The organism is Aliiglaciecola sp. NS0011-25 (genome assembly GCF_040370605.1).
GTDB lineage: Bacteria > Pseudomonadota > Gammaproteobacteria > Enterobacterales > Alteromonadaceae > Aliiglaciecola > Aliiglaciecola lipolytica_A.
In genome coordinates, this window is the sequence record NZ_BAABWR010000003.1 from 181474 (window position 1) to 196250 (window position 14777).

The window sequence follows — 14777 nt, forward strand, 5'->3', positions numbered from 1 at the left end:
ACTAATCTGCCGGAGCTGCAAAGGGATTATTATAGTATTGAGCGCCAATATCCAGCCATTCAGCGATTAGTTTCAGTTCAGATTTAGTTAACCATCCCTGATGACTGCCACCATCCTCGAAGAGCGTGAAGAAGGCTGCGCTGCTGCGAGCTCCATTAGTGCTTAGAGTATTGGCCACAGTTACCGTTCGATAGATTGGAATTGGGTTGCCCTCAGCATCAAGAATTAGTTCTCCATCTTCATCTAGTTCATAAACGGGGTCACCATTGGCATCAAACACCTGTACTAGGCGATCAATAATGGCGCCTTCATTTAATTCTTGCTCAACATCGGCAAACATCAGTTCACGATAGCTAGTGAGATAATCTGGGTTGTCGGTAGAAACCGAACCACTCAAATCTAATTGAGCAACAGGCACTCGAGGCATTTCAGCTTCATCTGTTGGCGAATGACAGCTCACACAGGTGTTATCTTCGACTACCGTGACACCATCATCAGCAAACACCTCACGTGTTACCTCAAAAATGGGATGGATAGATTCGGGATAATTGATTTGAATCCGACACAGGTTTGTCCAATTTGTCGCGCAGGCTGCAGTAATTGGCAACGGTGAGGATAAGTCGGCGTAGGAATAAGTAAATGATTCCGCTGGCGTGGTTATCGCAGGATCAGTCCAGATATCAACAAATTCTAAGTCAGGTTGTGGATAATCGGCTCCATTAATCCGGGCTGCAGTTTGCGCCATGGTTTCACCCAAGTCCGCAAATAACGCTGGATTAGTATTCGGGAAAGGAACGCCTGTGGAAGTCGCGCCAAAATTTATGGATTCGGCTTCAGCACTCAAACGACCGTGGGGCAGTGTGCTTTGTTGTGTATGGCAACCGTTACAAGTTTTGACCTCACCTGGAGCAAACTGTAACCAGTTTTGGTGGCGCGCTCCCACCCGCTTGCCATCAATATCGACCAAACTAAGCGCCAGTGGTAAATTTGCCGGTACTTCAAACATGGTTGAACCGTCAGGTTGAACAGGGACATAACCGATAATTTCACGCATCAATTGACTGCGACTGCGACCAAATGCGGAATTACTAAAATCTTTCACCTCGTCATCGGGAATCGAAACCGATTTGACTACCCTTAAAAACTGCACTGGACGCTGTAATACCGGTGTTTGAGTAGGATCGGCCATCGCCGCGATTCCCTGTGCAGAAGAATCCACACCGGCAAAATCGTAGACACTACGAATATGCACTTTTGCTAGATTTTCATCAGCCAAGGCTTGTTCATATTCATCCGCTATTTGTGCATTGCCAGGAAAAGCACGCTCTTCCATCGCCAGCGCTTCGGTATACATTTCACCTTCAACAGGCACACCAATAGGAAGCTGGGTATTTTCATTGCCGTCATACATCCAAAGACCGAACAACAGCGGCGCTTCTTGAATATCTGGGTTTTCAAGATGGCTATCGTCACAGGGTAAAATTTTACGTTCAACTACTTCACCCTCAGCAATTTCTTGCTCTGGATCATAAACGCGACATTGACTCCAGCTAAAAATAACTCGTCCACTGCCATCCCACAGCGGATAAACTGATGCAAATCGGCCACCCAACGAAAGGCTGCCATCAATAATAATATTATCAAAAAGGGCTGGGGTTTGTGCCGGTCCAGATAAACCTGTTTGCGAAGCGATGCTTTGGTTGTTGTCGATGTAATTCATGTAATCGATACTGACAAAATCACCACCAATAGTGTCACTATCAAACGGACGGATCGCACTTAATATGCTGCCATCTTGTAATTCTCTGACTTTTACAAACTGCAAACTTTGGGTTGTGCGCTCACTAGCATGACTATGACGGCCATACAGAATCTCGAGACCGGAGCCATCGCTGTTCATTTGATAAAGATTGATGCTGTTATTATTGCCAGCCTGATCCCAACGGCTAAACAAAATTTTACCATTCGTTAGTACAACCGGATCCAAATCATGACTTTGATTGAAAGATATTTGCTGAATGTTGGAGCCATCACTCTCCATCACATGAATCACTGACGCATATTCATCTAAGCCTTCGTCTAAACCAAGATACTGAGGTTTGCCTTCATCTAATAATATTGCCTGATTCCCTGCTTGACGGGTTGAGCTAAATACAATTCGACCATCGGGCAAATAGGTAGGCCCGGTATCTTGCCCTTCTTCGGCTTGAATATCAGAGCTGATCACGCGACGCAATTGGTCAGAAATACGGTTATATTCCCAAATATTCCAAGTTGGTTGTTGATCATCATCTAGCCCTTCAATTTCCGGTGCGCGCATAGCAAAAACTAATCGTTCAGAGTCATAAGACACATCCACATCTTTCACGTCGTAACCAGCTAAGGGATTTTGTTCTGTAGCTTGTTCGATTTGTTCTGCAGTGAAAAAAGCGCGGTCCGTTATGTTAGTTTCCACTGCACTGGCGGACGCACGGGGCTTAATATATAAAGCCGCTCCGGGCAAAAATTCAAAAGGTTGTCTTAAGTCGTCAGTGATTAACACGCCATCTTCATCTAAAGGTAACGGGCGTTTGACATAAGCTATAGGTACATCAATAACCACGGGATCGGGCTCTTGAGATGACGAAATTAACTGATTTTCCCCGCCACAACTCACTAATAAAACGCAGATAACTACACAAAGTGCAGTGTTGCGAATCAATTCTGTTGCTGTGCGGCTAAAAATACGTGACATAAATATCGCTGAACCTTCATTTGTTGGAAACTAACTGTTTCGCAACTGGATTAGAGTGTTAACTATTTACTCAAGCTCTGTGGAGCTCAAAAGTATTAATTATCCATCGTAAGCATAAAACTTTAAACTGTCTCTGCTTCACGACAACTCGCCGATACCAGTTAATACATCCTTCGTTCAATTTAATTTGAACCACAATTCAACGGTATTCTATAGGCTAAAGTGTTTCATTAAGTGATTAACAAAACAATTTAAGGATTGATGCATAGTGATAGTTTTTAATACCTTAATTGAATCCACTGGGCGAATAAAACAGCGATAAAAAACGAATAAAAACGCTATGCAGCGCTAACGCTATAATGAGTGTAGCGGATTCAACACGCCATCAAACTCGTCATCAATATGCAGTATCTTACTGTTTTTCTGTTATTTTTTCATAGCACTATGTTGATAAAGTAAATACTTTTAATATTTTGTGTAGTGCTATAAAGACTAATTTATTGCTTTTACTGCCAGTGGAGTCTAAACAATAGTCTCAAATGCCGGTAATCACTGAGCTGGCCTAAAAACTGCTACTTAGCTTAAGATCAACAACTTAGGTTCAAGATGTGAAGTTGAGCAACTGAATTCGTAAGGTTATTTAGGAGTGGACCATCTGAAAAACAACCTCATAATTTGTTGAGCTTGTTTAATCCAAAAGTAATTTGGGTATTAAAATTAACACCCAATAGTAGACTGTCATATTTACCCTTGCTGGCAAATTCGACTATTTTTAGATGTATCGTATTGAGGAGCGCCAGCTTGGAAACAGCAATATCAGAAAAGGGAGAGTATAGATTCCTCCTGCAAAAACTAACTAGACACTTTTTTGGTTGGGCTTCATTATCCCTTATGTGCTTCAGCATGAGTGTTTTTGCTGGCCCCACCGAACAAGCTCAGCGCATGCACAATCGCCTAACGGGCGTGCCAGCGACCTCTAATACTCTCGAACAGATGAGCAGTTTGATTGAGCAAGGAAAAAATTCAGAGGCCGCCTATTTAGCCATGGATAATTCGGCTTTTTACAATGTTACCCTGAAAAACTGGGTGACTCCTTGGACGAATGAAGAAGCTGACGTTTTTGCACCTTTGAATGACTACACGGCAACCGTTATAGGCATGGCTAGGGATGATGTAGATTTTCGTTTGTTATTAAGCGGTAATATTCTTTACGTCGGCGACAATACACTCGATATTCCTGCATACGGCATAGATAACAACGCCCATTATCAGGCATTAGAGGATCAAGAGATAGACCTCAAAGACGGCCTAGTTGCTACGACACAAACCGCGGTCACAGGATTACCAGAAGGTGCTACCGCAGGGGTGTTAACCACCAGGGCTGCGGCAAAATCATTCTTCAAAGACGGGACGAATCGGGCCATGTTCCGATTTACCCTGATCAATCATTTATGCACAGATTTGGAAGGCGTGAAAGACACCAGCCGCGTGCCTGATCGCATTCGACAGGATGTGAGTCGAAGCCCCGGTGGTGATAGCCGAATATTTTTAAATTCCTGTATTGGCTGTCACTCTGGAATGGATCCCTTAGCGCAGGCATTTGCGTATTATGAATATAACTACGATAGCGAAACCGACCCTGACGGTTTAAACGGCAGCTTAAGTTACAACACAGAGGGTCAAGTAGATCCAAAAACCGGTTCAAGAGTCACCGCTAAACACCAAATCAATGGCAATAACTTCCCCTATGGATTTATGATTCAAGATGACAAATGGGACAACTATTGGCGAGCAGGTTTAAATAAAAACTTGGGTTGGGATGCGAGTCTTCTAGGTAGTGGATACGGTGCTAAAAGCATGGGCCAAGAACTTGCCCACAGCGCACAATTTTCTCAATGTCAGGTTAAAAAAGTCTTTCAAAATGTATGCTTGCGCGCACCACAAGACAGTGAAGATTGGGCACAAGTAGATGCAATGGTGGATAACTTCGAAGGAAGTGGATATCAGATTAAACGGGTATTTGCCGATGCCGCTAATTACTGTAAAGGGAGCTAAATATGAGGTTATTATTTCCCTCCCGAATACAACAACTTGGATTGACTGCGTTACTAACCCTAGTGCTCAATGCTTGTGGTGGCAGCGCAGCAAAAGTTGAACAAAACCCGACTCCACCGCTAGTTTCTCAACCCGGCGAGACTTATTCAGGGCCACCAGCAAATACTGACGATGTGCAGCGCTACAAACTTAATTTATGGGACAATATTAGTAGCGCAGAGCGCTGCGGTGCTTGTCACGTTGAAAGTGGTCAATCACCGGAATTTGTTAGAGCGGATGATATTAACCTTGCCTATTCCGCCACTAACCCGTTGGTTAATTTAGACGAGCCAGAAACCTCAACCTTGGTCACTAAAGTTGCCGGTGGTCACAATTGTTGGTTGGCAAGTCCGTCTGCCTGTGCAGATATTATGACTACTTGGATAGCGAATTGGGCCGATAATGATGTCAGTGCGAATAAGATTAAACTAGAAGCACCCGCTCAGAAATCTCCAGGAGCAAATAAAAACTTTCCTGAAGACAGTGCCTTATTTGCAGCAACAGTGCACCCATTATTAGAAACCTACTGTGCCAGTTGTCACACCAATTCAGCAACGATTCCTATATCACCTTATTTTGCATCTAGCGATATAGACGAAGCTTACCAAGCCTCGAAAGCCAGAATCAGTTTAGATACTCCTGAGTCTTCGCGTTTTGTCGGCCGACTCAGAGATGAGTTCCATAACTGCTGGAGTAACTGTAGCAGTGATGCCAGTGAGTTAAGTGCGGCTATCCAAGCCATGGCTGATGGCATAGATATAACCGAACTAGCCCCTGAATTAGTAAACAGCCAAGCCCTAACGTTATTCGAAGGTACCTTAGCCACAGGTGGTGGACGATTCGAAAATGACCTAATTGCCAAGTGGGAATTTAAAACCGGCACAGGAACGACGGCTTTTGACACCAGTGGCGTGGAACCGGCGATTGATTTAACCCTCAGTGGCGATGTTTCATGGATTGGCGGATGGGGGCTACAAATGGTAAATGGCAAAGCCCAAGGAAGCACTGCTAGTAGCAAAAAGTTGCACACTCTGCTGACCGCCACAGGTGAAATGTCAATTGAAGCTTGGGTCGTTCCTGCGAACGTAACCCAAGAAGGTCCAGCCCGCATAATCAGTTATTCAGGTGGCTCTCAAACACGTAACTTCACCCTTGGTCAGACTTTATACAATTATGATTATTTACTTAGAACAAGTAATACTGACGCCAATGGTGAAACTGCATTATCCACAGCTGATGCTGACGAATTACTGCAATCTAGTTTGCAACATGTGGTGATTACATATGATCAAATAAATGGTCGCCAAATCTACGTAAATGGCATGCACTCCGGCGTGACAGATAATGTAGAAGTAGGTAATTTTAACGAATGGAACGACACCTATGCCTTTGTTTTAGGTAACGAAGTATCCAGTGATATTCCATGGGCGGGTTCAATACGCATGGTAGCTGTGCACAATCGAACCTTGACATCAGAACAAATAGCGCAAAATTTCGCAGCCGGTATCGGACAAAAGTTTTTCCTCTTATTTAACGTTACTCAGCACACAGGCATAGCACAAAGTTATGTGGTACTCGAAGTTAGTCAATTTGATAGTTACAGTTATTTATTTGCAGAACCGTTTTTCATTAGCTTGGATGACAATGCGACTATTTCAACGGTTCCTATACAAGGTATGCGTATTGGTATTAACGGACGTGAAGCGACTACAGGTCAGGTTTTCCAGAATTTAGATGTGACAATCACCGATGGCGATTACATCACGGGTGAAGGTCAAGCCCTGTCTTCTCTAGGGACCACAGTGGCAATTGAAAAAAGCCCTGAAGCTGATGAGTTTTTCCTGACTTTCGAGCAACTTGGCAGTGCCACAAATGTAGTAATAGAAGCCGATCCGCCTGCAGCGGCATTACCTGCAGATTTAGAGCCTCAATCTGATATAGGCGTGCGTAACTTTGCTGAAATCAATGCCAGCATGTCAGTGGTAACGGGCGTGCCGACAAGTAACGCCGCAGTAAAAGCATCCTTTGAAAAGCTCAAACAGCAGCTTCCTAGCGTCACAAATATTGATAGCTACTTGGCATCAAACCAAATGGCAGTGACACAAATGGCAATTAAGTACTGTGATCAATTAGTCGAAAATAGCAGTTTACGGGCAAGCTATTTTAGCGGTTTTGATTTCACTCAACCTGCAAATACAGCCTTTATCGAGCAAGATCGCAACCTTATTCTAACGCCATTATTAGACAAAACAATTGGTAACAACATTGCTACCCAGCCGCAAAGAGATGAGGTGAGCAACGAATTAAATAATTTAATCGACACTCTTTCCGATTGCAGTGGCGATAAAGTATGTAACGCCACTTACACCCAAACTATTGTAAAAGCGACATGTGCCGCCACCATTGGTAGCGCAGCGATACTCATTCAATAAGCAGAGAGTTTTAGGTAAATAAAATGAAGAAAACTAAGTTTGACAATTTATCCACCGATGCTCCTCTGCTGCACGATGATCACGCTAAGCCGGTTACGCGTCGCGAGTTTATTTCTCAAGGTTTTACTGCAGGTTTAGGCTCGGTAATGGCAGGATCAGTATTTAGTATGTTTGCCAACCCTAAAAAAGCCAATGCCGCGTTATCCAGTGATTTAGAGGCATTAAAAGCCAGTTGTGGTATAGCAACCCAAGGAGCGGGAAAAATTCCGTTTATTTGTTTCGATCTAGCTGGCGGAGCAAATATCGCAGGCTCCAATGTGCTGGTTGGCGGTCGTGGCGGGCAAATGGATTTCCTTAGCACCGGTGGCTACAGTAAATTAGGTTTACCAGGTGATATGGTGCCTTCAATCATGAACCCAACCTCTGGTTTAAGTGATTTTATCAACAATGAACTGGGCTTAGCTTTTCACGCTGATAGTGCCTATTTGCGCGGTATCTTAGAAAAAGTAAATCCGGCAAATCGCGCCAATATTAACGGTGCAGTGATACCGGCACGTTCCGAAAACGATACCGGTAATAATCCACATAATCCTATGTACGGGATTAACCAAGTGGGCGCCGATGGTTCTTTATTGACCTTAATTGGCTCTCGTAATTCTGATTCAGGTGGCAATAGTATGTCACCGGCATCAATGATAGATACTGCAAAGCGTCCAACTAAAGTCGACCGTCCCTCTGATGTAACCGGGTTAGTGGATACTGGAGATTTAGTTGGACTATTGAGCCAGCAAGACTCAGTAGCAGTCATGGAGTCGATTCAACGTATCAGTGACATGAAGTTGGGCAGAGTGAACACGCAAATTACCACCGATGATGTGATCAAAGATTTGGTGCGTTGTGGTTACGTGAAAAGTGCAGATATTACCGACCGCTTCGGCGATCCGTCGTCACTTGATCCTGAATTAGATGGCGATATCGTTGGTCCATCTGGGATTTTCACCCAGCAAGAGTTCGACAGTGATAGTGAATTCCGCAAAACTGCGGCCGTAATGAAACTAGTGATCAACGGCTTTGCCGGGGCTGGCACTATTACTATGGGTGGGTTTGATTATCACACTGGCAATCGCATGGTCGGTGAAACACGAGATTTACGAGCGGGACGCTGCATGGGAGCCTGCATGGAGTACGCTGCGCGCGTAGGCGTGCCGCTAATGATGTACGTTTGTAGTGACGGCTCAGTTTCGAGTAACGGAATGATCGACGATTCAGTGGACGGCCGAGGCAAAGGAGTTTGGACTGGTGATAATTCATCAACTGCGGCATCTTTCTTTTTGGTGTACAACCCCAACGGCACGCCACAACTCATAGGCGCAACCACTGAACAACAAGCACAACATCAACAAATTGGTTATATGCGCAGCGATGCTTCTGTGGAAACCGCCGCGACCCCAGCGGCTAACAATGTTAATTTGTTGGTAGAAACCGTCATTTTGAATTACATGGCGTTACACGGTGAACAAGGTAATTTTAGTAGTTTGTTCCCATCTAATGGGTTGGGAAATAGCACACTGATGGATAGCCTGACCGCCTTTGAACCCATTGTTAGCGGTACCATGTCTTGATGTAAGCAACCTGTGGCATTGCCTTTAGGCCTTGGAAACCGTTCATCGAACCACAAAACCTCTCATCGGGCTGAAGCCCGACCTACAAATTCTACCCAAATCCCCCTTGTAGCATGGCCTTCAGGCCATGGAGATCTATCATCGGGCGGTAGCATGGCCTCCAGGCCATGGAAAACACCCACCAAACTAAATCCAAACGACAAATAATAGCCAATAAAAAAGCCGCTAAAGAAGCGGCTTTGTTAGCTTTAAAGAACAACTTAAAATTCGTATTTAAGCGATAAATTAACGCTAGAGCCCTTAGTTTCTGAACGTAACAAGGTATTCTCGAATTCAATGTCTTTTTGTTGGTTTAGCATGTTTTGAACTTTAAACTTCACTGTTGTGTTGAAGTTTGGATAGTAAGTATAAACTAAATCCAAGGAGTGAAACGGCTGCTCGTAGCTGTCGTCAAATCCATCTATACCAGGAATTAGAATACGCTCACCAAACACGTTGTAAACCAAAGACGCTGAATGCTCACCGTTATCAGAGTCAAAACCGATTTGGGTATTTACAACGTATTCAGAGTGACCGGTTAAACGACGAGTTAAGTTAGTTACTGAAGTAGAGACACCAGTTTGCTCAACCACATTTTGACCGTCTAATTGGATCTCAGAATCACTTAACGTGAGGTTTCCAGATACAAATAAATTATCCCAAACGCCATCTCCAATAAACCCTAGTCCTTTCAAGAATTCAAATTCGACACCATACAGCTCACCAGACTCTGCATTGGCGATACGCACTAATGGCGGACCATCCTGAGCAGGTGACTGAACCGATTCAATCGGGCTATCCATGTCTTTATAAAATAGCGCCACAGACAAGTTGTCACCCTGATCTAAGTACCACTCCCAACGGAAATCGTAGTTTTTAATTTGCGTTGTACGTAATCCAGGAGTACCACCGATTGGGAAATCAGTAAGCGGATCGATATAGGTTGATGACGCCAGTTCGCGCGTGTCAGGACGAACGACGGTTTCACCGTAACTTGCTCTGAATTGAACTTTCTCGCTCATAATATAAGTGACAGCCAATGCAGGGTAGAAATCACTTTCTTGGAATGCCAATTGAGAACGGTCGTCTTCATCAGACAAATCAATTTGATTGCTTTTGGGATCAAATGGAACCACTGCTTGACGATAGTCTTCCCATCTTACTCCACCACTGATACGCCACGTATTGTCGAAGAAAATGTCAGCTTCGAAATAGTAAGCATCAACCTTTTGCGCTGCCACATAATCATCACCAGCAATGGTGGTATCTGACAACAGCGGAATAGAAGAAAGTTCAGCAGCATCTAAGTTCTCATCGCTAAGAATCTCGTTGAATACGCCACCAGCTAGTACAGAGCTATCAGAAAACCCACGGGTGTTGATATCGAATCTGCGGTTTTCGGCTGTTCTTGCTTTACTGACAAAATCGCCACCCACTTTAAATTCCATATCAAAACGGTCTACGGTATATGGGTAGTTAAGATTCCAGCTCAAGTTTTCAACCCGATCATCAAGTCTTTGGAACTGATAACGTGCAGCTGTAGTTGCGTTTGTTAGTGAACTTTCAGTTTGCTTATCATACACACCGTCTTCATTATCATCGGTTAAGATGAATCGAGTATTGATCGTGCCTGGTGCGTATCGACTTGAACGACTTTTAGTATATTGCCAATCAAAGCCTAAAAAATCCAAATTAGTAAAAGTATGTTTACCACGAATTTGGTTAGACCACATCTGACGCTCTTCGTATACAACTTCGAAATCTCGAACTCGTTGTCCATCACTCAATTGGATGTTGTTGGTATTACCTACTTTTTCACTAATTGCATCATTAGTGTCATTTAACGCGACTGAAGAAAAATCAATACGATGATTCCGGTTATAGTCAATTCCAAAGTTTGCCATACCTGAGAAGCGCACATTATGTTCGGTTACATCCACTTCATCAAAGTAACGAGGAAAGGAAATAATATCCCCACTTCGCTGGGCTTGCTCACCAATAAACTGTTCACTCACATTCCATGAGTTGTCGTAGCCTGCCGTAACCAAGAAACCCACACGCCAATCGTCATCTAAATCAAAGCTATTGCCCAAAGACAAATTGAATCCATAATCAGGGTCAACACTTTGTAAAACCGGATCATAGTCAGTATATAGTTCTTTCAACAGATCACGGGCTTCAGTGGTACTAATATTGTCTAAAAATTGTTTGCTATCCCATAGCGCCACAAAAGAATCCGGTGCAGCACGGGTACCGTCATCCTCGCCCATCCAATCATCACCACCACCGTTGTATTGATATGCATCATCAAAGTTATCGGTGTTAGTTCCTAATTTGCCTGTGATGTTAAACACAAAATCAGTAGGAATGGATTTTAAGCGAATATCAACATTCCCCCCACCAAAGGCAGCAGGCATTGAAGGTGAAAAGGACTTCTGTACCGATAAACTTTCAATAATATCTGCAGGGAATAAATCCAAAGGAATTACTGAACGAGTCGGATCAGGACTGGGAACTGATGCCCCATTCAACTGGGTACTTGAGTAACGTTCACCCAAGCCTCGTACATAGATGAATTTTCCATCCACTAGCGTAAGGCCGGTTACACGACGAAGTGCTGCTGCAGCATCACTATCACCAGTACGGGATATTTGCTCAGCGCCGAGAATATCTGCTACGAAAGCTTGGTTTTTACGTTCCTGAAGTACAGCGGAAGCTGTTCCTTTCAAGCGCGTACCGGTAGCAACAACTTCCTCAATCACGTCTTCTTCGGAAGCATCCTGAGCAAATAACGGCGCACTTGGCAGTGTTACAGCAACTAAAATGGCTAAAGAAATTGGCTTGAGAGGAAACCTGTTAAAAGGCGTATTCATTATTAACCTCATTGTCGTACAAACTGGCAGCTAAATGCATTTTAAAAACGATGTTACTGCCTTATACATTGTGTCATTTATCTTAATCGTAAATGCGCTTTTTCGTTTCCAAAAAAGCGCATATCAAATCTAAAAACGAGTTAATAAAGAACCCTATTCTAGACCAACAGTCCAGCCTGACGTCCAATCAGCGTCTTCATCAACAGCACCGATGAAGTCAGCATTATCAAAGAATGTATCACCAGAGAAATCTTTAGGCGTTACTTCAGAGATAGTGAATATTCCGTCTAGAACCGCAGCTTGATTAGCAGCTACGCTGTTACCAGCCTGGTTGTTTAAGAACCAGTCTTCTAGGTCTACGATTGTGTGAGTAGCACCATCCGGTAGTGAACCATCTTTGAAGTTCTCGTCATTTTCACAAGCAATAACAGAGTTAGTGAAAGTGGTAGTTCCATCACCTAAGTTGGTTTGACTTTCCAATACACCTTCTACTTCGAAACATTCACCCATACCAGCAGAACCAGTAATGATGACGTTAGATAATTGTGCACCTGTACCTTCACGTAAGTAGATACCTTCAGCATCATCTTCGCCGTCAAAATCGTTACCGATAATCGTCATATTAGCGATAGTTGGGTTAGATTGAGGCTCACTATCTGGCACTGAACCGTCGTTGTCAGCTTCGATAGCGCGATTCGCATCAGAGTTATCTTGTGCTTGACGCACTAAGACATATTGCATACGACCAACAAAGCCGTTATCCCAATCAACACTGTCGTCTTGGATGTCTGTTAGCACTAAGTATTTAACGTCAACGCTTCCACCAAAGAACTCAACACCGTCATCCGCGTTTTTGTGAACTTGTAAATACTCAACAGTGGTACCTGAACCAACACCGCCGAACGTAACACCATTTAATTCGTTATCAGGTGCAACTTCAAAACCACCGTGCATTACGCGAACATAACGAAGCGTACCAGAGTTATCAGTAGAATCTGTTCCACCAAATACTGCGCCTTCCTGAACACCTTCAACTTGAAGAGCACAATCCGCGTCACTTGGACATTTATTCGATGGCGCGTTACCTAGAATAACCAAACCACCCCATTGACCCGCTTCACCAGCTTCAAGTCCACCAAGAACAGCGGCAGATGATGTAAGGGTAACGGGCTCAGAAGCCGTACCTTGCGCATCAATTTTAGAACCACGGCTGACCACTAGATAATCGTTACCTGAAGCACCGTAAACAGTTACACCAGCATCGATAGTTAGAGTTGCGCTATCTTCGTTGTCATCACCGACAAAAACTGCACCGGATAAGGCATACAAGTTACCTTCGGTAAGAGTTAAATCAGAAGTAATGCGGCCTGATAATTCACATGTGTTGGTTACACCATCAACAGCTGCGATAGTCGTAGTTCCAGCAGGACAACCTGAGGCTGTTTGGGTAACTTTAACGGTTCCACCGCCAAATCCAAATGCCCAACCTTGACGCCAATCATCATCAGAACTTACCGCTCCAACGAACGTAGTTGCATCAAAGAAACCGTCTATTTCTGAAACATCTGCAGCACCTTCAAGAAGCAAAGAGCCAGTCATTGGTGTGCCATCAGCATTTAGCATCACTGATTCAGATACACGGTTACCGCGAGATTCGTCTAAGAACCAAGCTTCAAGATCAACAATTGTGTGAGTTGCGCCATCTGGTAAGGCACCATCTTTGAAGTTTTCGCCGTTAGTACAAGCCAAAACAGAATTTTCAATAGTAATGGTTCCGTCAGACAAGTTGGTTTGGCTTTCTAATGTGCCTTCAACTTCCAAACATTCACCCATACCATCTGTACCAGTGATAACCATATTATAAATTTGCGCACCAGTACCTTCGCGAAGATACACACCTTCTGAGTCATCTTCACCGTCAAAATCGTTACCGATAATGGTAAGGTTAGCGATAGTAGGGTTTGACTGTGGCTCATTGTCAGGAAGCGAACCGTCATTATCAGCTTCAATACCGCGGTTTGCGTCGCCGTTAGCGCTATCTTGTTCAATATAAACGTACTGCAACTTACCTTGATAACCGTTATCCCAATCAACACTGTCGTCTTGGTTAGAAGTCAAAACAAGGTGCTTGGCATTCACGTTACCACCGAAGAATTCAACACCATCATCGGCGTTAGCGTGGACTTGGATATAATCCACTTCAGTAGCAGAACCAACACCACCGAAAGTAATACCATTTAATTCGTTATCTGGAGAAATTTCGAATCCAGCATACTTAACTACCAAGTAATTCAAAATACCTGAGTTGTCGTCTTCAGCGTCACCACCAAAAACAGCACCTTCTTCTACCCCTTCAACTTGCAAGGCACAATCAGCATCGGTTGGACATTTGTTTGAAGGAGCGTTACCAAGAAGTACTAAACCACCCCATTGACCAGCGCCAATTTCATCACCGATAACATCATTATAAGAAGTCATGATGATAGGGTCAGATGAAGTACCCATGGCTTCAATTTGTGAACCACGGCTAATTACCAAGTAATCACTACCAGTGCTTCCGAAAATAATAGTACCTTCTTCAATTTCTAATACCGTGCTATCAGCGTTATCAGAACCAACAAAAACAGCACCGTCTAGTGCCCATACGATGTCGTTGGTTAAGGTGATTTTTCCGCTGCTATCTTCATCAGCATCAGTTAAACGGCCAGATAAGGTACGCACTTCGATGGTTTCACCTAGCGCCGTGGAAACAGCTGTACTTAGAGCAGAATCTAGCTCACCTGGAGCATCTTCAGTAGGAGTAGGCGTTGGTGTAGGTGTAGTAGTAGGTGGATTGTTAACGGTAGAACTGTTATCAATATCGCCTTCGCTAATATTAATGTCACCACCACAACCAGCAAGTACCAAAGCAGTTGCTATAGCGCTTACTTTAAAGATGTTTTTGATTTCCATCGAGCTCTCCAAATGCGAGTGTTAAATAGTT

At 43.8% G+C, this 14777-nt stretch carries 6 protein-coding genes; 3 read left to right on the forward strand and 3 right to left on the reverse strand.

Translation table 11 applies throughout. The annotated features are described in order from the left end of the window. Nucleotide 1: 1 nt before the first annotated feature. Nucleotides 2-2734, reverse strand: a complete 2733-nt coding sequence (locus tag ABWV72_RS03950) for an HzsA-related protein (RefSeq protein WP_353368835.1) — start codon at nt 2732-2734, stop codon at nt 2-4. Between the two features lie 903 nt (nt 2735-3637). Between ABWV72_RS03950 and ABWV72_RS03955 the strand changes: the two genes are divergently transcribed. From ABWV72_RS03955 to ABWV72_RS03965, 3 genes are read left to right on the forward strand one after another with little or no spacing between them, the layout of a single operon-like run. Then, nucleotides 3638-4789 carry a hypothetical protein gene (locus tag ABWV72_RS03955; RefSeq protein ID WP_353368837.1) on the forward strand — a complete coding sequence of 384 codons (1152 nt, stop codon included), beginning with the start codon at nt 3638-3640 and terminating at the stop codon, nt 4787-4789. Nucleotides 4790-4791: 2 nt separating this feature from the next. Then, nucleotides 4792-7260, forward strand: a complete 2469-nt coding sequence (locus tag ABWV72_RS03960) for a LamG domain-containing protein (RefSeq protein WP_353368839.1) — start codon at nt 4792-4794, stop codon at nt 7258-7260. 23 nt (nt 7261-7283) lie between these two features. Continuing rightward, on the forward strand, nt 7284-8882 hold the full coding sequence (locus ABWV72_RS03965) for a general secretion pathway protein GspF (protein WP_303500919.1): 1599 nt from the start codon (nt 7284-7286) through the stop codon (nt 8880-8882). A 260-nt stretch (nt 8883-9142) separates the two neighbouring features. On the opposite strand, the gene ABWV72_RS03970 is transcribed toward ABWV72_RS03965, so the two are convergent. After that, on the reverse strand, nt 9143-11794 hold the full coding sequence (locus tag ABWV72_RS03970; RefSeq protein WP_216047549.1) for a TonB-dependent receptor domain-containing protein: 2652 nt from the start codon (nt 11792-11794) through the stop codon (nt 9143-9145). A 153-nt stretch (nt 11795-11947) separates the two neighbouring features. Then, complete coding sequence (locus ABWV72_RS03975; protein ID WP_353368842.1) at nt 11948-14746, reverse strand: beta-helix domain-containing protein; 2799 nt, start codon at nt 14744-14746, stop codon at nt 11948-11950. Nucleotides 14747-14777: the final 31 nt, after the last annotated feature.

Bases quoted from the DNA above. Each gene is read 5' to 3' on its own strand.
- ABWV72_RS03950 (WP_353368835.1), bottom strand. From the start codon at position 2,734: ATGTCACGTATTTTTAGCCGCACAGCAACAGAATTGATTCGCAACACT.
- ABWV72_RS03955 (WP_353368837.1), top strand. From the start codon at position 3,638: ATGAGTGTTTTTGCTGGCCCCACCGAACAAGCTCAGCGCATGCACAAT.
- ABWV72_RS03960 (WP_353368839.1), top strand. From the start codon at position 4,792: ATGAGGTTATTATTTCCCTCCCGAATACAACAACTTGGATTGACTGCG.
- ABWV72_RS03965 (WP_303500919.1), top strand. From the start codon at position 7,284: ATGAAGAAAACTAAGTTTGACAATTTATCCACCGATGCTCCTCTGCTG.
- ABWV72_RS03970 (WP_216047549.1), bottom strand. From the start codon at position 11,794: ATGAATACGCCTTTTAACAGGTTTCCTCTCAAGCCAATTTCTTTAGCC.
- ABWV72_RS03975 (WP_353368842.1), bottom strand. From the start codon at position 14,746: ATGGAAATCAAAAACATCTTTAAAGTAAGCGCTATAGCAACTGCTTTG.